Here is a 21,434-nt window from a genome sequence, read left to right on the forward strand (position 1 = left end):
AATCTGTCGGCACCGTCAGCTAGTAGATCAGAAACGCTTCCCGTTCGGCTGACCAGCTCCGCTCCTGAGGGACAACCACGCCATCGAGATCATTGGCGATCGTGGAGGGATTATCCACCCAGTCCTTGAGCATGGTCCCGCCATTGATCACATCGATCGCCAGCTTGCCTTCCTCATATTCGTAGGGGAAGTCGCGCCACAGCTCATAGCCGAAATAGAGCTTTCGTATGGCCTTGAAAGCCAGGGCCTGGATGCGCCACGGCCGGAACTGCTCGTGTTTGTAGGGAGGCCCCTCGGCATGAATCTGGACCCCGTGACACAACAGCCCCTGGTGCTTGTGAAATGTCGGCTCGAACCAGCATTCCCGCAGGATACAGCCCTCCAGCCACTGGGGTGCCCGCTTGTGCATTTCGGCAATCACCGCCCGCGCATCAATATCCGGAGCGCCAAAAAGTTCGAGTGGCCGGGTCGTGCCGCGCCCTTCGGACAAGGTCGTGCCTTCCAGCATGACGGTGCCTGCATAGGCGCGAGCCATCGGCAGATTGGGCGCATTGGGACTCGGATTGATCCAGATCCGGTCGGTCGGCCAGCCAAAGCCAGGCGCCTCTCCCGGATGCCATCCCTGCATTTCGATTACCTGATAATCGACATCAAGTTGTAAGCCGGCGATAAACCACTTGCCCAGTTCTCCGAGCGTCATGCCATGCCGCATCGGCAAGGGACCGGCCCCGACGAAACTCTCCCAGCCTGGTTCGAGCAGTGAACCTTCAACCGGTCGGCCAGCGGGATTGGGCCGGTCGAGAACCCACACCGCCTTGCCATGTTCTGCAGCCGCCTCAAGAATGTACCGCAACGTGGTGATAAAAGTGTAGATGCGGCATCCCAGATCCTGCAAATCGATCAGGATGACATCAAAACTGTCCATCATTGCAGCGGTCGGCCGGCGCACCTCACCATAGAGACTGAAGACCGGTATGCCGTGAACCGGATCCTCATAGTCCGGTGATTCGATCATATTGTCCTGCTTGTCGCCGCGCAGGCCATGTTGCGGCCCAAAAGCGGAAGAAAGCGTAATGCCGTCACAAGCGTCCAGCGCGTCCAGCGAATGGGTCAGGTTTTCGGTAACCGATGCCGGATGCGCAAGTAAAGCCACCCGCTTGCCTTGCAGTGGCGCACGCAATTCCGGTTCGGACAACAATCGATCAATGCCAAATTTCATAAGTTCACGTTGCCCTGAGTTGGTGCACAAAACAATCCCGGTGATGAAAATCCGGTTTTCCGGTGGGGTGAGCCAGAGACCAACAGGACTTCCGCCCATCTTTTTCCTCGATAATCGCGGAGAGGCCGATGAGATCGGTAGCGGTCAGTGACGCTTCGTTCAGCATCACTCGCACTTGAGTCGCCTTCGGATCGCTGGTTTCAACCTGGGTCACCCGCGGCGGATCGGCCAGATGCAATGGCTGCATGTCTTCCCGGTAATCTCCGAACGCATAGGCGGCCCAGCGCGTATCGGGCGAAAAATTATACTCGGCATAGCCTGGCCCCTGCCCTTGCCGAACAAACAACTCCAGACAGGTCGTCTGCCACAATCCATCAGCTCTTGTTGCCGCTTCTCCGGTGGGCCAGATGATCGATGAACAATCCCCTTCAACCCAATAATCCAGCACCAGTGCCTTACCCGGGGACCAGTTCAAGTGAACACTCACGGCGGTAACAGCCTCGCCTGGCGTGTCAGGATGGCACTGCAGGCTCAAACGCATATTGCGAGTTTCCCGGTTCCCATGTAACGCGCTCTCCATGACCGAATATCAATCAGATCTCCTGCGTCTACTCAATGATCGCGGCTATATCCACCAGTTAACAGATGCGGAGGGTCTTGATGCCCTGGCTGCGAAATCTGTCGTGCCCGGGTATATCGGTTTTGATGCGACCGCAGATTCCCTGCACGTCGGAAATCTGGTTTCGATCATGCTCCTGCGCCGCCTGCAGCAGGCCGGGCACAAGCCGATTGTCGTCATGGGCGGCGGCACGACCAAGGTCGGGGACCCTTCGGGCAAGGACGAGGTGCGCAAGCTGCTCGACAATGACGGCATTGCTGCCAATATTGACTCGATCCGGAACTGTTTCGAGCGTTTTCTGACTTTTGGTGACGGACCAACAGATGCCGTTCTGGTGAACAATGCGGACTGGCTCGACAATCTCGAATATATCCCGTTTTTGCGGGACGTTGGCCGGCATTTCACGATCAATCGCATGATGACATTTGATTCAGTGAAACTGCGCCTCGACCGGGAACAGCCGCTCACTTTCCTCGAATTCAACTACATGATCCTGCAGGCTTATGATTTTCTGGAGCTGTCACGGAAACATGGCTGCAAATTGCAATTGGGCGGATCCGATCAATGGGGCAATATCGTCAATGGAATCGAGCTCGGTCGGCGCATTGACGGCGCAGAGCTTTTTGGCGTCACAACCCCGCTGATTACAAAGTCGGATGGCTCGAAAATGGGCAAGTCCGTGGATGGCGCGATCTGGCTGAATGCCGACCGGTTGAGCCCTTATGACTACTGGCAGTTCTGGCGCAACACCGATGACCGCGATGTCGGCAAGTTCATGCGGCTGTTTACGGACATCGATCTGGAAGAGATTGCCCGCGTGGAAGCGCTGGAAGGCTCCGAAATCAATGATGCGAAAAAGCTGCTTGCCGACACGGCTACCACGCTCGCTCATGGTCCAGAGGCCGCCAAACAGGCGGCGGAAACGGCGCAAAAAACCTTTGAGCAGGGCCATGCCGGTGGCGATTTGCCCATTTTCGAAACCGGAGAGGACAACCTGTCCATTCTCGACGCGCTGGTCGGGATCGGGTTTTGCGCTTCCAAAGGTGAAGCCAAGCGCCTCGTCAGCGGCGGCGGGGCACGTGTTGATGATGTCCAGATCAAGGACACAGGCTCCCGTATCGAGATTTCCGGCGACGACATCAAAATCTCTGCAGGCAAGAAAAAACACGGAATTTTGCGCAAGGCTAGCTAGGTTGCAATCATCGTCCGGATTTACCATTTCTTCGGAAAGCTCTGTTAACCGTCTGAATTAAGAATTGACGGAGCATTCAACATGCAAGGCATGCCCAAACAGCCAGTCCCCGACATGCGTCGTGCCACGCGTTTTCCGGTGGATTATCAGACTATTTGCGAGACCCGCAAAGAGGGCGAGTTTTCGGCCAAAATCAGCAATGTTTCTGCCCATGGTTGTCAAATCGTTCATGATGTCCCTTTGAAAAAGGGTGACCGGGTCACCGTTCGGCTCCCCGTTGCCGGACGGATTGAAGCTTTTCTTGTATGGTCACATGGTGGTCGTTCCGGATTCGAATATGAGCGCGTTATTCGCCAGTCCGATTTCATGGCAATGCTCGATAAAATGAGTCAGCCAGCGTAAACGGGTTCAACCGCTCCGAATCAGACTTACGCCCCAGTCCCGTTCGAACAAATAGAGTGCAATTCGTGCCGCCTCGCCTCTTGCACTGCTAAGTCCGCCGTCGCGATCCAGCAGAAGGCGGGCATCATCGCTCGCCGGTCCAATCAACTCTGTCACTTGCTCCGGCGAAGCAATGCGGAAACCTGCATCACCAGACTGCCGGGTTCCGAGCAGTTCTCCGGCCCCGCGCAGCTTCAGATCTTCCTCTGCTATCCGGAAACCGTCATTGGTCTCCCGCAAAAGAGTCAGACGGGCCCTCGCCGTTTCACTGAGACTCTGCCCGCGAAGCAACAGGCAGTTGGATTTCACGTCCCCCCTGCCCACGCGCCCGCGCAACTGGTGCAACTGGGCGAGACCGAAGCGATCCGCTGACTCAATGATCATCAGGCTGGCGTTAGGAACGTCAACGCCGACTTCAATCACCGTGGTGGCCACCAGGATCTGACTCTCCGCTTTGACAAACCGCTCCATCACGGCGTCTTTTTCCGGACCCTTCATCCGGCCATGCACCAGTCCGACCTTGTCCCCGAAACGTGCGCGCAGGGAAGCCGCGCGCTCTTCGGCCGCCATCAGGTCGGTCTTTTCACTTTCCTCCACCAGAGGGCAAACCCAGTAGGCCTGTTTCCCGCTGGCGATATGTCGGGACAGGCCGTCCATGATCTCGTCCAGCCGACTGTCCGCTATGACACGGGTCTCAATCGCCTGCCGGCCCGGCGGCAGTTCGTCGATCCGCGACACATCCATCTCGCCATATTGGCTCAGCGTCAGCGTTCTGGGTATGGGCGTCGCCGTCATTGCAAGCAAATGGGGCGCCTGCTTCGCTTTGCGGGTCAGCATCAGCCGTTGTGAGACACCGAACTTGTGCTGTTCATCGACGACGGCAAGAGCCAGGTTGCGATACTGGACCTTGTCCTGGAAAATGGCATGGGTCCCCACCAGGATCTGGATCGATCCGTCCGCCAGGCCCATCAGCGTCGATTCCCGCACCTTGCCTTTTTCCCGGCCAGTCAGAATCGCAATATTGACAGGAATGCCGGCGAGCAGCTTTTGCAGGCCCGCAAAATGCTGCCGGGCCAAAATCTCGGTTGGTGCCAGAAAAGCGCCTTGATAGCCGGCTTCCACCGCGTTCAGCAAAGCCATCAACGCAACCAGCGTTTTGCCCGAGCCGACGTCACCCTGGAGCAATCGCAGCATCGGAGAGGACTGCGCCAGATCGCCATCGATTTCGCCGATACATCGTTTCTGTGCACCGGTCAGCTCAAAGGGCAACTGGATCTGATCTCGCAACCGTCCATCGCCCTTGATGGGCACACCTTTCTTCCTGCGGTTGCTGGCCCGGATCAGCATGAAGGCCAGCTGATTGGCAAAGACTTCGTCATAGGCCAGTCGATCCGGAACAGATGGCTCGGCGTTGGCATTGCCGTGCAGTGAACCAATCGCCTGTCGCCATGCCGGCCACTGCCGGGTCTTCAGCAGGCTGCTCTCGATCCATTCCGGCAGTTCGGGGGCCATTTCAACCGCTTGCGATATCAGCTGCCGCATCCGTTTGTTGCCCAAACCTTCGGACAGCGGGTAGACCGGCTCAACCTCGGCAATATCGCCAGTTTCCGACGGAGCGAAAACATCCGGATGCAGGATCTGCAACTCGTCTCCATATTGTTCCAGCTTGCCGGTGATGACTTTCTGTTCATTAAGCGGGAGCAGTTTCCTCGGCCAGCCGGTATTGCGGCCAAAGAAGGTCAGGCTGATGCTGTTCCCCTCCCCATCGGTCGCATGCACCCGAAACGGGCTCCGCGGACCGCCACTGCGATAATCTACCGGGGTGATTTTCGCGACAATTGTCTGGCCGACATCCTGCGCATCGATTGTCTCGACATGTTTTCTCCGCATCCAGTAGGATGGTGCATGATAGAGAAGGTCTTTCACCCGTGTGAGGCCCAGTTTGGCCAGGGGTTTGGTCAGCGCCTTGCCCACCCCGGTCAAAGACTGGGTTTCCCCAAATAATGGATTGAGAATCTCGGGTCGCATGGCTATCCGGCTTTATACGCGCGCGGGATGATTAAGCCAGCCATCTCCATGTCGTGATTGGGCAGTGTACCGGCGAACAGCCAAAGAACCATCTGGAGCATGTATGAAACGGGAAATCCGACTCAAAAAGCTGTACTTTCGGGCCTGGCACCGGGGAACGCGAGAAGCCGACAACATGATTGGCGGGTTTTTCGACAAATATGGAGCGACCTGGTCAGATGCCCAGCTGGACTGGTTTGAGGAGCTGCTCGAACAGGAAGATGTCGACGTCATGGCCTGGGCAATTGGGACATTGCCGGTTCCCGTGCAATTTGAAGGCCCGCAAATGGATGATTTTCGAAAACTCGATTTCATTGATTTTGCCAAATAGCATCGCGATTTCCTGGGACTTATCGAAAAAGTGACTCCGCTCTCTTCCCTCTTTGATGCGCAGCATCCGCTGACCGTGGCCGGTGTGCCCTCCGGCTATCGGTCGCTCTGTCTTGGTGAGATTACAGCGAATTCCGGGAAACGCACCGTCTATATCGCGACCGACGATGCAGCCATGAGCGCTGTTGCCGAAGCAGCCCGATATTTCGAGCCAGATCTGGACATTATTGAATTTCCGGCCTGGGATTGCCTTCCTTATGACCGCGCCTCCCCGGCACTGCATACCAGTGCGGACCGGCTGGCAGCACTGGCCCGGCTGGCAGCAGAGCCGGTTGGCAGGCAGCTGGTTGTGACGACTGTTAATGCCGTAACCCAAAAGCTGCTGGATCCTGCGCGGATCGGCGAAATGGTGACGCGACTTGCGCCGGGAGCCGTGATCGAGCAGGAAAAGCTGATTTCCTGGTTATATTCCAACGGTTTTGTCCGAGTGGATACCGTGGCGGACAGCGGTGAATTTGCTGCCCGCGGCGGGTTGATAGATCTCTTTCCGCCAGGGGCCGAAAGTCCCCTTAGAATCGATCTTTTCGGAGATGAGATCGAGTCCCTGCGGACATTTGATCCAGCGGACCAGCGTACAACCGGGTCGGTGGATCAGTTTGAATTGTTGCCGGTATCCGAATTCCTCCTCGACAAGGACAGTATCACCCGCTTTCGTACCCGGTATCGGGAATTGTTTGGAGCCGAATCCACAGGTGATCCGCTATATCAGTCCATCTCCGATGGTCGGCGTTTGTCGGGAATGGAACACTGGCTGCCATTGCTGGAAGAGCGGCTGGTCAGCTTCTTCGAATATGTCGGTGACGATGTAGTGATCCTCGCCGATGTGGCAACCGAAGCGGCCGCAGAGGCGCAATTTGCCGCGATTGCTGACTATTACAAAAACCGCCAGGAAGCGGACAAGGCCAATCTTTCCAGCTACCGCCCGTTGCCGCCGGATCAACTGTACCTGTCTCCTCAAGAGTGGCAGGCGATCCAGGAAAATGGTCCCATCCACCGGATCAGCGAATTTGACGAACCGGAATCGTCAACCGTCATTTCATTATCGGTTTCCTCCCCTCGCGATTTCTCGCCGGAACGGGCGCGCAACGAAAACATCTACAAGGCGCTGTCCGCGCACGTGAACAGCCTTGCCAAATCTGGCCTTCGGGTTGTTCTGGCAAGTTACACAAAAGGGTCCCGGGCGCGACTTTTTGACCTGCTCAATGATCATGACGTCAAGACGCCAGTGCTTTGTGATGACTGGACATCCAGTATTTCCGGCGACAATTCGGTCGCGCTGACCGTCCTGCCCATGGCTTCCGGTTTCCGGACCGACGAAATTGCGCTGCTCACAGAACAGGATATTTTCGGAGACCGTCTTGTCCGCAAATCACGTCGGCGCAAGAGTGGCGACGCGTTTATCGAGGAGCTCTCTGCGCTCGAACAGGGCGATCTGGTTGTCCACCTCGAGCATGGCATTGGCCTGTACGAAGGCATTGTCTCCATTCCGGTGGGCGAAAGTCCGCATGATTGTGTAGCCCTGAAATATGCGGGCGGGGACAAGCTTTTCGTCCCGGTAGAAAATATTGATGTACTCAGCCGCTATGGCGAGGCCGGCGAGAATGTGGTTCTCGACCGGCTGGGCGGTGAAGGATGGCAGCGTCGCAAGTCCAAACTGAAAGAGCGCATACGTGCCATAGCTCATGAGCTGCTGAAGACAGCCGCCGCGCGGGCGCTCCAGCCAGCTACTCCGGCCCGGGTGGAAGCCCCGGACATGGCGGGATTTGTCGACCGATTCCCCTATCAGGAGACCGAAGACCAGCAGCAGGCCATCGAGGAAGTGCTCGAGGACATGGCATCCGGCAAGGCCATGGACCGGCTGGTTTGCGGCGATGTCGGGTTCGGGAAAACCGAAGTTGCCATGCGCGCCGCCTTTGCGGCTGCCATGTCCGGCATGCAGGTGGCGATTATCGCCCCCACCACCTTGCTCGCCCGTCAGCATTTCTCCAATTTCGAGGAACGCTTCCGTCCTTTCCCCGTCAATATCGGCCGGTTGTCCCGGCTGGTCCCACCTTCCGAAGCGAAGAAGACGAAAGAAGGGCTAGCCAGCGGAAATATTGATATCGTGATCGGCACCCACGCGCTGCTCGCCAAATCGGTCGAGTTTCAGCGGCTGGGACTGATCATTGTTGATGAAGAGCAGCGTTTTGGGGTCACTCACAAGGAACGTCTGAAGGCAATGAAGGCCGATGTGCATGTTCTGACACTGACTGCCACACCCATTCCCAGGACTTTGCAGATGGCGATGACAGGATTGCGGGAGCTATCGGTAATCCAGACACCTCCCGTCGACCGACTGGCTGTGCGCACCTATGTCATGCCGTGGGATCCGGTACCGCTGCGCGAAGCGCTCATGCGCGAACATTTTCGCGGCGGTCAGTCATTTCTTGTCGTGCCGAGAATTGCGGATCTGACCGAAATTCAGGAATTTCTGAAAGAGCATGTCCCGGAAATCACCTATGTTGTTGCCCATGGCCAGATGCCGCCAGCCCAGGTTGAGGAACGAATGTCTGCCTTCTACGACCGGAAATATGACGTGCTGCTTTCCACAACAATTGTAGAAAGCGGCCTGGACATCCCCAGTGCCAACACCTTGATCATCCACCGGGCGGATCGCTTTGGGCTAGCGCAACTCTATCAGCTCCGCGGCCGCGTCGGCCGGTCGAAGACCCGTGCCTACGCCTACATGGTTACACCGCGGGACAGGGTCATTACGGAAAAAGCCGAAAAACGTCTCAAAATTCTAGGCGATCTCGATAGCCTTGGGGCCGGTTTCGAGCTTGCCAGCCATGATCTGGATATTCGTGGAGCCGGCAATTTGCTGGGGGACGAGCAATCGGGCCATATCCGCGAGGTCGGATTCGAACTCTACCAGTCGATGCTCGAGGATGCGATTCTGGACGCAAAAGCCAAGGGTGCCGGGCTGGAACGGGAGAGCCAGGATTTCTCCCCGCAAATTACTGTTGATGCCCCCATACTCATTCCCGAGAATTACGTGCCCGATCTGTCACTGCGCATGGGTCTGTATCGGCGCATGAACAATTTGCAGGACCATCAGGAGATTCAGGCATTTGCCGCCGAGATGATCGATCGATTCGGCGATTTGCCGGTGGAAACAGACAATCTGCTCAAACTGATGGAAATCAAGATGAACTGCGTAAAAGCGCATATCGCCAAGATCGAAATGGGGCCGCGTGGCGCGCTTGTCAGTTTCCACAATGATGTGTTTCCGAACGTTCCCGGACTGCTGGCCTATGCCGAACGGTTGAAAGGGACGGCTAAAATCCGTCCCGACAACAAGTTGTTTATCGAACGACGCTGGCGCGATCCACGATCGCGCCTGCATGGTCTGTCGCAGCTCACTACAGGATTGTCCAAACTGGCGCGTCAAAAATAGTTGATCGCACCAATTAGTCGCTGCGCAGAGCGAATATTTCGAATTCTTCCGGTACGAGTGGCCCGGACCGCAGGAATCCCTGGTAGAATTCGCAGCCCTGTTCGGACAAAAGTGCGAGTTGTTCTTCGGTTTCCACGCCCTCGGCAATGACCGACAATCCGAGGCTGTGCGCCATGGAAATAATCGACCTGACAACCACCTGGTCCTTCTCCGATCCGGAAATATCGCCAGTCAGTCCGCTGTCAATCTTGAGATAGTCCAGGGGCAGGTTTTTGAGATAGGCCAGGCTGCTATAGCCAGTGCCAAAATCGTCAATGGCAACGCGCAGCCCCAGTTCCCGCAATTCCTTCAGCCGGTCAGCAGCGCTATCGAGATCAGAAATCAATTCGGATTCCGTTATTTCCAGGGTCAGGCGATCGCCGGAAAATCCGGATTTTCCGATTGCGTCCGAAATATTCGTCACAAATCTTCTGCTCGCCAGATCGCCAGCAGTCACATTGATTGACAGTCTCAGAAATGACAGACTTTCCGGCCATTGCGCAGCGAGCTCAAGAACGCGATTGTGAATGTGCAAAGACAGCAATTCCATCAAACCGGCGCGGTCAGCAACGGCAAAAAGCGTTCCGGCACCCAGAAATCCGAATTTGGGATGGTTCCAGCGCGCCAAGGCTTCCGCTCCGATAAGCTGCCCCGTATCGGTCCGGATTTGCGGCTGGAACGAAATGGTGATCTCGTTCCGCTCCAAGGCGTGAGCAAGTTCACCTTCCAATTGTTGTTCCAGCAAGACATCCTTGTCGGTTGAGGCACTGATTTTGATCATCACCGAATCCGACGCCATCGCTTCGGCAAGTGCCAGGATCCCTCGCCTCACAAGTGAGGCTTCATCGCCCGGCCCCTGACCACTGGCCACGCCCGCCCGGGCAGTGAGACGAATTTTCCGTCCATCAATGGAGACGGGGTCGAATACCTTGTTCAGCAGCCCGTCGGCAAAAGCCGGTGTGTCCGTCACACCTTCGCCCAAGTTTAGCGCGACGACAAAATTCTGACCATCCATCCGCGCTACCAAAATACTTTCGCTGGAATGCTCCGTAGTTGTCGCGATCAGTCTTTGCCCAATACGCCGCATGACCTCGTCGCCCACAGAACGCCCATAAGCGGCGTTGATGGTCTCGAAATTCTTGAGGCCCATTGCGACAAAACCGATTTCCCTGCCCTGTTCCATGCCGTCGCGGATCCAGGTCCGGGCAGCTGCACCATTGCGCAGGCCGGAGAGCAGATCCCGTTCCATCCAGTTTTCCGCCGCCGGGTCTGAATACAGGCGTTCAATTCGACCATGAAGGCGGTCCCCGGCATCATGCAAATGATGAATAACCTTTTCGCCATTCCAGTGGTGGGGGATCGCAGCCTGTGCGGAACCGCTGCGCAGCCGACCCATCGCTCCCCTCACCCTCGCACGATCCTTGTCAGTCATATTCCGATAGAACCCGGTGACCGGATAGCGAGAAATCTGGTCTGGTCCGAGACCAAGGCGCATCTGATCACTAAACATCACATCATTCAGGTCCGATTTTCGGAAAGACCATGCCTCATCCGAGCGGGCCAGAAGCTGCTGGAGCTGATCCGTTGCATTCCTGCCCCCGCGCATGTTTTCGGCATATCGATTGGCGAACTTCAACGCCTGTGCCAGGTCTGCATTGTCATTTCCCAAATCCAGAAAATGCGTGGCCCCTGCGATATAGCATTTTGCAGCTATATCGCATTGTCGCACGGCATCCCCCAGCGCCAGAATGGCGAGGCTACCGCGGGGATCAATGGCGTGTACTTCCGCAATCGCCGCCTGCCCTTCTGCTTCCGCATCGCGGACATCAATTACTGCGATCAAAGCCCGCGAAGACGCAATCCGGCTATGCAGTTCATCCCCCCGGCGCGCAGAGCTCACTCGCCAGCCCAGGCCCGAGAGTTCCGCAGCAAGCGGATCCCGGTCGTGGAACGACAGCAAGAACAGATGTTTTGCCGCAGGCTGTTCGATAGATGCAGATTGCGCAGGTGTAACCGGAATATTCCTTCGTTTGGTTCGTCCAGACCGCGCTGAGAGCGCAGATATCCTATTCTTTTGCATAGCAGCCAAATCTTTCTCAACCATTGCCCGCGCTTCAACAAATCGCTAAGAATTGGCCATTCATGACAGGTGAGACAGGCATGCAGGACGGATTTGGCCGGAAAATCGACTATCTGCGCATCTCGGTGACCGACCGGTGCAATTTTCGATGTCAGTATTGCATGTCGGAAAAAATGACATTCATGCCAAAAAGCGAATTGCTCACGCTCGAAGAAATCACCCTCATAGCCGAAAGATTCATCGGGCACGGCATCCGCAAGATCCGCCTGACCGGCGGCGAACCGCTGGTCAGACGCGATATGGGTGATGTCATCCAGCGGCTGGGCCGCAAGGTTCAGTCCGGCGAGCTGGAGGAACTGACAATGACCACCAACGGGTCGTTGCTGGAAGAATATGCAGACCATATTGCAAATCACAATGTCCGCCGGATCAACGTCAGTATGGATACGCTGAACCCCGAGAGATTCCGGGAAATCACGCGCGGTGCAGACATTGCTCAGGTGCTGAGAGGAATCGATGCAGCAAAGAATGCCGGCATTCGGGTCAAGATAAACATGGTTGGCCTGCGTGATTTCAATGAAACAGATCTGCTCCCCATGGCCGAATATTGTGCCCGGGAAGGTCATGACCTGACGGTCATCGAAACCATGCCACTCGGTGACGTTGGAGCAGACCGCAAGCTGGAACATATCCCCGCTGAAGAGTTCATCGCTCCGCTGACGCGCGAATATGATCTGGAACCTGTCGGATATCGCAGTGCGGGGCCCGCGCGCTATCACATGGTCAGGCCTTTGGGGTTGCGGCTCGGCACCATAACCCCGCTCAGCCAGAATTTTTGCGATGGCTGCAATCGCCTGCGTCTGACCACCGACGGCAAGATATTTATGTGTCTGGGGCACAATGCCCATGTTGATTTACGAAGCGCAGTGCGCAATGAAGGCATTGAGGCTGTTGATCGGTTGCTTCAAAAAGCTTTGAAGCTCAAGCCGTTGAGACATGAATTTAATGCGCAACTCGACGGGTCCGCAGACATTTTGGAGCGTCACATGAACGTTACGGGCGGATGACCGACACAAAATGGGCACTTATCGTGTCCCCCACCCCGCAGGCCCAGGAAGCGGGGAAAAAACTGCAACCGCTGATGGAATGGGTTTCCCTTGATGAGGCTGACAAGGCCGTGGTCCTCGGCGGCGATGGTTTTATGTTGCAGACGCTGCACCAGATGCTGAACCGCCGCAAGATCATGCCCGTCTATGGCATGAATCTCGGAACCGTCGGCTTTCTGATGAACAACTGGCATGAAGCGGACCTGACCCAGCGACTGGAAAAAGCCCGGGCGTTCAAGGTCAAACCACTCAGGATGGAAGTCGAGACCATTTCCGGCGCCAGTTTCTCCCTGCCTGCGATCAACGAAGTCTCACTGCTGCGTGAAACGCGCCAGACGGCGAAACTGGAGATCGAGGTCAACGGACGGATCATGATGGAAGAACTTGTGTGCGATGGCGTGCTCATTGCCACACCCGCTGGGTCTACAGCCTATAACCTGTCAGCAAATGGTCCGATCCTGCCTTTGTCCTGCAATCTTCTGGCCCTGACACCGATCAGCCCGTTTCGTCCACGCCGCTGGAAAGGTGCAATTCTGCCTGACAAAATGCAAATCGGAATCCGGGTGCTGAATGCCGAAAAACGGCCAGTCAGTGCTGTTGGCGATCAGCAGGAAATCCGGGATGTCAGCCGTGTGACGGTGGCCATAGACCGCAATCAGGCCCTGACAATGCTGTTCGATCCCGAGCATGCACTGGACGACCGAATTGCCATGGAACAATTTGTTGTTTGATGGCTTGCAGGCTGCGAATGACGTTGCTATAGGCCCGCTGTTCGTCATCGAATGATGGTTGTTCCCCGATAGCTCAGCGGTAGAGCCCTCGACTGTTAATCGAGTTGTCGTAGGTTCGAATCCTACTCGGGGAGCCATTTTTTCCGGTTTTGGAATCCAGTCCACGCCTCGTGACAGCGACTTCGCTTCCGCACAATCCGGGTTACCTTCAGAATCAGCACTTTTTAACCGATTTCTGTCATTCCGGAACGCTGATCTGGAATTTTTTCAGGATTTGGTGACGAGCTTGGCACAGAAAAGTCTCCTCCGAGCGGGTTTGGGCCTGCTGTTATTCGGCATGGCCTACGCCATTCTGAATCAGCATCTGCTCACGCAATCCATATTGTACCGGGCGGCTGCCCATGACTACGATACCGCGATTTCGTCGCTATTCTCATTTGGAATTCAGGGCCTGTTATTGCTCGTGGCGGTAGTGATCCTGCCCAAAAGCTGGTTCACAGGAACGCTGATCTTCGTTGCGATCTCCTCTGCGGTCAACATCACATATGGCCAGTTGCTCAATGACACAATCGACCTGCAGAAGATGGCGTGGGTGCTGACAGAAGCCCGACAGGCCGGAAATGCGGCATCGGAGTTTGCTATCCCTTTGATGATCGCGATAGGAAAACTTTTGCTGGCGATCCTGTTGTTGTGGGGCACCCGAAGAGCCATGCGCCAGCCCGTCAAGGATTTCATCCAGGCTCGCCTGCCTCGCAAGACTGTTTCGTCAGTCCCTGTCATTTTGATCGCCTTGTTACCTTCACTGGTCTGGCCGGCAACCGGCTTCGGCCCGGAGGCGGCCGAAAGAAATGTTTATGGTTATCTGGCGACACTGGTGACGGCGGAACCACCTCCCAAAAGGCGAAACATCGCAGTAGCGCCGCAAAACGGTGTCGGCACAGACAAGATTCTGTGGATTGTGGACGAAAGCGTTTCCCACGAGATATTTTCGGAAATCATCAAACCGGGCATCACCGAAACGGCGATTGTGGATTATGGCAAGGTCGCTTCAATGGGTAATTGCAGCACGCCCGCAAATGTTGCCTTGCGATCCGGTGTCAACGTCCGGAACGTGGACGAAAAAACCGATCTGCGGACCAGTCCTTCGATCTGGGGATATGCGAGAAAGGCCGGCTATGAAACAACCTTGATCGATGGGCAGGTCTCAGGACCGCCCCAGAATCTGCTGCTCGCGCCGGAACGCAAGCTGTTAGACAATTACCGGGCGATGAAAGGCGGATTGCGGACCGATTTCAAGATTGCGCAACATTTAAACGGGCTATTGAAATCAGATGGCAGAAAATTTGTCCTGGTTCTGCTCCGCGGTGTGCATTTTCAATATCGTGATCATTTTCCCAGAGAAGATCTGGTGGCTGGCAGTTCGATAATGACGCAATATAAACAGGCGGTTTCCTATTCCAAAAAGGGCTTTTTTGACGAGCTGTTCAAGGACACGGATCGTTCGGAAATAGCAGTCTTCTATACATCGGATCACGGGCAAAATATCGGCCCGGGTTTGCTACCGCATTGTAGCACCCAGCCCGTTGAGGCCGAGTTTTCCGTCCCATTGCTGGCGTTTCTGCCTCCCGGAAAGATTGCGGATTACACCCCGCAACTACCAACCAGCCACAGTGCCAGTCAGATATTTCCCACCACATTACAGCTTATGGGGTATCCCGACACCTATGCACGGGAAGAATATGACAATGACCTGAATTCTTCCACTGCCCAATATGTCTGGTTCGGGCGCGGCATTTTTCCGGTGAGTGATGGCGGCTCGATAGATATCAACAAGCCCGACGACTTCCCGGGGCGCTAGATCAAGTCCCTGGTCTACGCGGCGTTCAGAGCCGCATATACGCCAGCCAGGGCGATAAGTACCGCAAGAGTCAGCATAACCGGACTGGAGCGGACAGGATGTACTGTATCTGCAGCAAAGTCCGATCGCGGCCGGCTGCCGCCTATCATGGGCGCAACAAGATGATCCTTGAGCCAGAACCGATAGGTCAGGATCGCAACGATATGCAGACTGATAAAAATGGAGAGCAGATCGAAATTCAGTTCATGAATGTCAGCCAGTTCCCGACCCGTATCGAAAGTGACCAGCACCGAAAGCGGACCGGATTCGAGACCATCCACGTCAACCGTAAACAGCCCGGTCCCAACCTGAATGCTCAGCATCAGCAGGAGAGCAAAGACACTCAGGACACCCATGGGGTTATGGCCAAAAACCGGCTTGTGAGTGCCGGCCCGCAGTTCGCGGAGATAGGCCGGAACAGAAGTAATCCGTCTCAGCATCGGCATAAACCTGGCTGTCCAGCTTCCGGCAAATCCCCAGATCAGGCGGAAGATAACAAGGCCCAGCATCGTCAGTCCAAATCGCCGATGCCAGTCCATATAGCCCTCTTCGGCTGTCCACCAGAGAGCCGGAATCAACAGGACGATTGACCAGTGAAAAAGGCGAACTGGCCAGTCCCAGACGAGAACGGATCGGGGGTCAGCCGTCATCCGGCTTTAGTCATCCAGGCGATATTTGTCGTGGCAAGCCTTGCAGGTTCCACCTGTTTCCCGGAACGCCGCACCAATGGCCGCCACGTCCCCACCTTCGGTTGCTGCAACCAGCGCGACAGCTGCTTCCTGCATAGCGGTCACTTTCGCAAGAAAATCATCCTTTTCTTCCCAAATGATCGGCAGAGCGTCGGTTTCGACGCCGGAATCAGGTCCGGTGCCTTCCGCAAACCAGTCCGCCATCCCGGTGGCATTTTCAGGTACCGAAGCCGCAGCGGCCTGGATGGCTGCAACATCGGGGCTGTCAGACTTGAGCTGATCGGAGATTGTCTTGAAAGACTCGCCGATTTTTTCAAGCTGGCCCTGTCGTGCTTCAATCTGTTCTTTTACGGTCATACCGTTCGGCAGCGTGGTCGCTCCCGCATCGGCGCTGTCTTCGGAAGCCCGTTCAGCCTCTCCACCCTGTCCGCATGCACTCAGTAAAAGCAAGCCGGCCAATGCCGAAAATGCCGGTGAAGTTTTCCGAAGATTCATCCAAGCCTCCTTTGTGTGTAGAAGCACTGACATACCGGAACTGGCTGGAAATTCAAGGATATCGGCGATATTCAGCGATTTCACGATGGCGAAATCAAGATTTGACGCTGCTCAACTCGCTTGCTGCCAAAATATCCTGAGCGCCACATAAAGAACAAGAACAGCGGTCATCCGCTTGATCCAAGTCTCTGGAAGGGCTTTGCTCGCGAGATGACTGCCGATCTGGCCACCCAGCAAAACGGCGACGAAAAGTGGCCAGTAGGACAATATGTCTTGTCCCCCCTGTCCCCATCCCGATTTACTCAGCTGCCCGGTCAAACCGCTGACGGAATTCACCAGAATGAACACACTGGCGATTGCAGCCACACGCCGGCTGTCCGCCCAGTTCGCAAGCAGCAATATCGGGGCCAGAAAAATCCCCCCGCCGATACCGACCATGCCGGACAGAAGGCCGATTGCCGCTCCGGTCAGGGGAAGAAACCAGGCTTTTCGTGCCAGATCGCCAGCGGATGTTAACCGCGTGTTTTGCAGCCAGGATTCAGCGAAAAGAAGCAGACTGGCCATAGCCAGCGAAACGCCCAATAAAAGCAGAAACAGATTCCGATCAATCGCCAGGGATCCGCCTAGCCAGGCTGCCGGTACGGACAAGAGCAGAAGCGGCCAGATCCGCGACCAGTCTATGAGTTTGCGCAATTGGAATCGCAGCGTGCCACCACTGACCACGATGATGTTGCAAGTCAGTGCGATCAAAGGGATCAGCCGATAGTCCATGCCGGACAGGGCCAGCAAAGCGATATAGGTGGACCCGCCACCAAATCCTACCGCTGCATAGAGACCGGCAACGGCAAAAAACAAAAACGCCAGAACGGGAAGGCTGATCGTCAAATCAGGGCCTGCCTATCCGGCACATGTCCAAATCAGTTCTTGCCGTGGCAATGCTTGTACTTGCGTCCCGATCCACAAGGACAAGGGGCATTCCGGCTGACTTTCTGGCCCGGCGGTAAATCGACGCCGGGATTGGCCAGCGGCGGCGACTGGCGCGGGGGAAGCGTGGTCGACACGGTGCCGAGGGTACCGCCGTCTATGTCGGCGCTATTGTCTTCGCCAGTCAGTGGATCGATATGTGTCGTCAGGAAATCGGGAAGCTCCGGCAATTCGGGAATTTCAATTTCTTCCTGGCGATGAAACTGGCTGACTGCGATGGTTTTCGTCACGCCTTCCCGGATGACCTCCAGCATGCGTTCAAAAAGACCGAACGCCTCCTGCTTGTATTCGTCGAGCGGTTTCTTTTGTGCATAGGCCCTGAGGAAAACGACCTGGCGCAAGGCATCCAGTGTGGCGAGATGCTCCTTCCAGTGGTGATCGAGAGATTCCAGCAAAATGGATTTCTCAATCTGTTTCCAGATATCCGGCTCGATCTCTTTGACTTTCCGGTTAAATTCATCGTCGGCCATTTCCGAGATCCGGGTTTCGATGATCTCTGGCTCGAGGGTTTCCTCGGTCATCCAGGAATCCAGATCCGGTTCCAGTCCGAGCACTTCTTCAACCCGGGTCTTGAGCATTGGAATATCCCATTGCTCAGGATAACTGCCTGGCGGACAGGCATCGGCAACCATGGCATTGACCGTTTCGTGCCGCATGTCTTCCACGACATCCCCGACGGTCTCCGCATCCATGATTTCCGCGCGCTGTTCATAAATGACCTTTCGCTGGTCATTCATCACGTCATCATATTCGACAACCTGTTTCCGCGCCTCATAGTTGCGCGCTTCGACCTTTTTCTGGGCAGTTTCAATGGCTTTGGATAACCATTTCCCACCAATCGCTTCGCCATCCTCGAGATTCTTGTTCATCATCTTGGCAAACATCGTCTCGGTACCGAAGATACGCAGAAGATCGTCTTCAAGGCACAGGTAGAAACGGCTGAGCCCGGGATCGCCCTGACGCCCCGAACGGCCGCGGAGCTGGTTGTCAATGCGTCGACTTTCGTGCCGTTCCGTTCCCAGAACGAACAGCCCGCCCGCGGCCCGGACTTCTTCCCGAAGCGCCCGGACTTCTTCTTCGATCTTCGCGATCGCCTTGTCCTTTTCGGAACCGTCTTCCATGTCACCAAGCTCGTCCTCGATGCGGAAATCGATATTGCCGCCGAGCTGGATATCAGTACCACGTCCAGCCATGTTTGTGGCGATGGTCACTGCACCGGGGCTGCCGGCCTGGGCGACAATATGCGCTTCCTGCTCGTGGAAGCGGGCATTCAGGACGCTATGCTTGACCCCCTCTTTCTCGAGAAAATCAGACAAAAGTTCGGACTTCTCGATCGATACCGTTCCAACAAGCACGGGCTGGCCTTTTTCAGCATGTTCCTTGATGGTTTTGGCAATCGCCTTGAACTTGTCGATGGTGTTCTTGTAGAATTCGTCATTCTCGTCGATCCGTTGCACCGGTTTGTTGGTGGGGATGGTCACAACATTCATTTTGTAGATTTCGAAAAATTCCGCAGCTTCGGTCTCGGCCGTGCCTGTCATGCCGGAAAGCTTGGGGTACATGCGGAAATAATTCTGGAAGGTAATCGAAGCCATGGTCTGGTTTTCCGGCTCGATCTGGACGCCTTCCTTGGCTTCCACCGCCTGATGCAGACCGTTGGACCAGCGCCGTCCATCCATCATCCGGCCGGTAAACTCGTCAATGATGATCACCTTGCCGTCCTTGACGATATAATCTGTGTCACGCTTGCGCATGACATTGGCCATCAGCGCCTGATTGAGATGGTGCACCACCTGCGTGTTTTCATAGTCATACAGATTGTTGCCCTCGAGCAGCCCCGCCTCTTCCAGCAGGCGCTCGGCTTTTTCGGTACCTTCTTCGGTAAGGGAAATATTTCTGGTTTTCTCGTCCTTTTCGTAATCTTCCTCAGTCAGGTGCTGAACAATCTCATTTACTGAAATGTACAGATCGGACTTGTCATCGGTCGGTCCTGAGATGATGAGCGGTGTTCGCGCCTCATCGATCAGGATAGAGTCGACTTCATCGACGATCGCGAAATTAAACGGCCGCTGGACCATCTGCGACCGGTCATGCTTCATATTATCGCGGAGATAGTCGAAACCAAATTCATTATTGGTGCCGTAGGTAATGTCTGCGGCATAAGCTTCCCGACGCTCTGGCTCCGGCAGGTTTGGGACAATGGTACCCACCTTCATGCCAAGGAAATTATACACCTGGCTCATCCATTCGCCGTCACGGCGGGCCAGATAGTCATTTACTGTGACAACATGAACGCCCTTGCCTTCAATCGCGTTCAGGTAACATGCGAGGGTCGCCACCAGCGTTTTTCCTTCGCCGGTGCGCATTTCTGAGATTTCTCCCCGGTGCAGCACAATGCCGCCCACCATCTGCACGTCATAATGCCGCTGGCCCAATGTCCGTTTCGCTGCTTCCCGAACGACGGCAAAGGCTTCCGGCAGAATGTCATCGAGCGTTTCGCCATTGGCCACCCGATCCCGGAAATACGGCGTTTTTGCCTGCAATTCATCGTCATTGAGGGCTTCGATTTCCGGTTCAAAAGCGTTGATCTGATCAACGATCTTCATCATGGATTTTACGTAGCGGTCATTGGATGACCCGAAGAAGGATTTGGCTAAACCGCCGAGCATGTTGTTGTCCTGTATTTGCTGAGCTTCCCAATGCGCCAAACCGGCTCGTTGCAAAGCTTTTCCCTTTAGCACGCGATGTAGGGTTGACGGGCCAGATAGTCAATTGACGAACGCCAAAGATCGGCTATCGCAGGGGCTGTCATGACAAAATCACCGCTTGCCCCATCCGAACAACCAGCATTGCCAGCAATAGCGGGAGTTACCTGCCGCATTGCCCGCGCCCGGTACAAGGAATGGGATCGCTGCGATCTGACCTATGTCGAACTGGCGGAAGGAACGTCAGTCGCTGGCGTGCTGACGCAAAGCAAGTGCCCGTCAACCGAAGTCGAATGGTGCCGCAAATCCCTGCCGGGCGGAAAAGCCCGCGCGCTGGTGGTCAATGCCGGAAATGCCAATGCGTTTACGGGTGCACGGGGAATGGAAGCGGTTGACCTCATACTGAACCTGGCCAGCAGTCACCTCAAATGCACCCGGGAGGAAATTTTTGTGTCCTCTACCGGTGTTATCGGCGAGCCGTTGCCCCGGGAACGCGCGAACGACGGACTGAAGCAGGCCTTTAGCACCGAACCCTGTGACTGGGAATCTGCGGCCTCAACGATCATGACGACTGACACTTTTCCCAAAATGGCGACCGTTAGTGCCGTCATCGGTGGAACCACCGTCCATCTGAACGGGATTGTCAAAGGGTCCGGAATGATTGCGCCGGACATGGCGACGATGCTTGGGTATGTTTTTACCGATGCGACCGTGAGCGCTGATTTCCTGCAGGAAATGCTGAATGCCGCGACGGCCAGAAGCTTTAACTGCATCACCGTGGACAGCGATACATCGACGAGCGACACGGTTCTTGCATTTGCGACGGGGCGATCGGATGCCGCCGCGTTAGAAGGTTTTGATGATGACGGTGCCGACGCTTTTCAGGCGGCACTGTCCGATCTTTGCCGGCAAATGGCGCACCTGGTGGTACGGGACGGCGAGGGAGCAAGCAAATTTATCGAAGTTGCAGTTACGGGGGCAGTTTCTGACGAAAGTGCCAAAAAGGTTGCGATGTCCGTCGCCAATTCGCCGCTGGTGAAAACCGCCATCGCTGGCGAAGATGCGAACTGGGGCCGTGTGGTCATGGCGGTCGGCAAGGCGGGAGAACCCGCAGATCGCGACAGGCTCAGTATCAGCTTTGGGGGAATGACCGTCGCCCGCGACGGCGTTGTCGTACCGGACTATGACGAGGCCCCGGTTGCCGAGCACCTGAAAGGCGAGGTAATTGAAATCGCGGTCGACCTCGGCCTGGGCAGCGGAAGAGCGACGGTCTGGACCTGTGATCTGACCCATGGATATATCACGATAAACGCGGACTACAGGAGCTGAAAAATACAAAATCTC

The 21,434-nt window shown here is 55.7% G+C and carries 16 protein-coding genes and 1 tRNA gene; 9 read left to right on the forward strand and 8 right to left on the reverse strand.

Annotated elements, in window-relative coordinates:
• Positions 1-19 precede the first annotated feature (19 nt).
• Together BUQ90_RS12875 and BUQ90_RS12880 are read right to left on the reverse strand one after the other, a co-directional pair.
• The gene (locus BUQ90_RS12875; protein ID WP_074205576.1) at positions 20-1,219 is read right to left on the reverse strand and encodes an exo-beta-N-acetylmuramidase NamZ family protein; all 1,200 of its coding nucleotides are present in this window, start codon (positions 1,217-1,219) and stop codon (positions 20-22) included.
• Between the two features lie 4 nt (positions 1,220-1,223).
• A complete protein-coding gene (locus tag BUQ90_RS12880; RefSeq protein WP_074205577.1) occupies positions 1,224-1,760 on the reverse strand; it encodes a DOMON-like domain-containing protein in 537 nt (178 codons plus the stop codon).
• A gap of 37 nt (positions 1,761-1,797) precedes the next feature.
• On the opposite strand from BUQ90_RS12880, the gene tyrS reads away from it, so the two are divergent.
• Together tyrS and BUQ90_RS12890 are read left to right on the forward strand one after the other, a co-directional pair.
• Positions 1,798-3,030, forward strand: coding sequence for a tyrosine--tRNA ligase (gene tyrS / locus BUQ90_RS12885; RefSeq protein WP_074205578.1), 1,233 nt, complete (start codon positions 1,798-1,800; stop codon positions 3,028-3,030).
• 81 nt (positions 3,031-3,111) lie between these two features.
• The gene (locus tag BUQ90_RS12890; protein WP_143182861.1) at positions 3,112-3,432 is read left to right on the forward strand and encodes a PilZ domain-containing protein; all 321 of its coding nucleotides are present in this window, start codon (positions 3,112-3,114) and stop codon (positions 3,430-3,432) included.
• Positions 3,433-3,438: 6 nt separating this feature from the next.
• Here BUQ90_RS12890 and recG read toward each other — a convergent pair whose 3' ends face one another.
• Positions 3,439-5,499 carry an ATP-dependent DNA helicase RecG gene (gene recG / locus BUQ90_RS12895; RefSeq protein ID WP_074205579.1) on the reverse strand — a complete coding sequence of 687 codons (2,061 nt, stop codon included), beginning with the start codon at positions 5,497-5,499 and terminating at the stop codon, positions 3,439-3,441.
• 103 nt (positions 5,500-5,602) lie between these two features.
• Between recG and BUQ90_RS12900 the strand changes: the two genes are divergently transcribed.
• Both BUQ90_RS12900 and mfd read left to right on the forward strand, forming a co-directional pair.
• Positions 5,603-5,869, forward strand: coding sequence for an FAD assembly factor SdhE (locus tag BUQ90_RS12900; protein ID WP_074205580.1), 267 nt, complete (start codon positions 5,603-5,605; stop codon positions 5,867-5,869).
• Positions 5,870-5,899: 30 nt separating this feature from the next.
• Positions 5,900-9,364 carry a transcription-repair coupling factor gene (mfd, locus tag BUQ90_RS12905; RefSeq protein ID WP_074205581.1) on the forward strand — a complete coding sequence of 1,155 codons (3,465 nt, stop codon included), beginning with the start codon at positions 5,900-5,902 and terminating at the stop codon, positions 9,362-9,364.
• A gap of 13 nt (positions 9,365-9,377) precedes the next feature.
• Here mfd and BUQ90_RS12910 read toward each other — a convergent pair whose 3' ends face one another.
• The gene (locus BUQ90_RS12910) at positions 9,378-11,303 is read right to left on the reverse strand and encodes a putative bifunctional diguanylate cyclase/phosphodiesterase (RefSeq protein ID WP_159437107.1); all 1,926 of its coding nucleotides are present in this window, start codon (positions 11,301-11,303) and stop codon (positions 9,378-9,380) included.
• Positions 11,304-11,545: 242 nt separating this feature from the next.
• Between BUQ90_RS12910 and moaA the strand changes: the two genes are divergently transcribed.
• From moaA to BUQ90_RS12930, 4 genes are all read left to right on the forward strand, one after another.
• Positions 11,546-12,550, forward strand: coding sequence for a GTP 3',8-cyclase MoaA (moaA, locus tag BUQ90_RS12915; RefSeq protein ID WP_074205582.1), 1,005 nt, complete (start codon positions 11,546-11,548; stop codon positions 12,548-12,550).
• Positions 12,547-13,320, forward strand: a complete 774-nt coding sequence (locus BUQ90_RS12920; RefSeq protein ID WP_074205583.1) for an NAD kinase — start codon at positions 12,547-12,549, stop codon at positions 13,318-13,320. Before moaA ends, BUQ90_RS12920 begins: the two co-directional genes overlap by 4 nt.
• Before the next feature lie 62 nt (positions 13,321-13,382).
• Positions 13,383-13,457: transfer RNA gene (locus BUQ90_RS12925), tRNA-Asn, on the forward strand.
• A 149-nt stretch (positions 13,458-13,606) separates the two neighbouring features.
• A complete protein-coding gene (locus tag BUQ90_RS12930; protein WP_159437108.1) occupies positions 13,607-15,178 on the forward strand; it encodes a sulfatase-like hydrolase/transferase in 1,572 nt (523 codons plus the stop codon).
• Between the two features lie 14 nt (positions 15,179-15,192).
• Here BUQ90_RS12930 and BUQ90_RS12935 read toward each other — a convergent pair whose 3' ends face one another.
• The 4 genes from BUQ90_RS12935 to secA form a co-directional block, all read right to left on the reverse strand.
• Positions 15,193-15,867, reverse strand: a complete 675-nt coding sequence (locus BUQ90_RS12935) for a cytochrome b/b6 domain-containing protein (protein WP_074205585.1) — start codon at positions 15,865-15,867, stop codon at positions 15,193-15,195.
• A gap of 6 nt (positions 15,868-15,873) precedes the next feature.
• Positions 15,874-16,401, reverse strand: coding sequence for a c-type cytochrome (locus BUQ90_RS12940; RefSeq protein WP_159437109.1), 528 nt, complete (start codon positions 16,399-16,401; stop codon positions 15,874-15,876).
• A gap of 111 nt (positions 16,402-16,512) precedes the next feature.
• Entirely contained in the window at positions 16,513-17,286 is a 774-nt protein-coding gene (locus BUQ90_RS12945; protein WP_239447431.1) for a sulfite exporter TauE/SafE family protein, read from the reverse strand.
• A 32-nt stretch (positions 17,287-17,318) separates the two neighbouring features.
• The gene (secA, locus tag BUQ90_RS12950; protein WP_074206417.1) at positions 17,319-20,054 is read right to left on the reverse strand and encodes a preprotein translocase subunit SecA; all 2,736 of its coding nucleotides are present in this window, start codon (positions 20,052-20,054) and stop codon (positions 17,319-17,321) included.
• A gap of 141 nt (positions 20,055-20,195) precedes the next feature.
• Here secA and argJ point away from each other — a divergent pair, with 141 nt between their 5' ends.
• A complete protein-coding gene (gene argJ / locus BUQ90_RS12955; protein WP_074205587.1) occupies positions 20,196-21,419 on the forward strand; it encodes a bifunctional glutamate N-acetyltransferase/amino-acid acetyltransferase ArgJ in 1,224 nt (407 codons plus the stop codon).
• The last annotated feature ends 15 nt before the right edge of the window (positions 21,420-21,434 follow it).

Origin of the sequence: Parasphingorhabdus marina DSM 22363, from assembly GCF_900128895.1 — a bacterium.
GTDB classification, from domain to species: domain Bacteria; phylum Pseudomonadota; class Alphaproteobacteria; order Sphingomonadales; family Sphingomonadaceae; genus Parasphingorhabdus; species Parasphingorhabdus marina.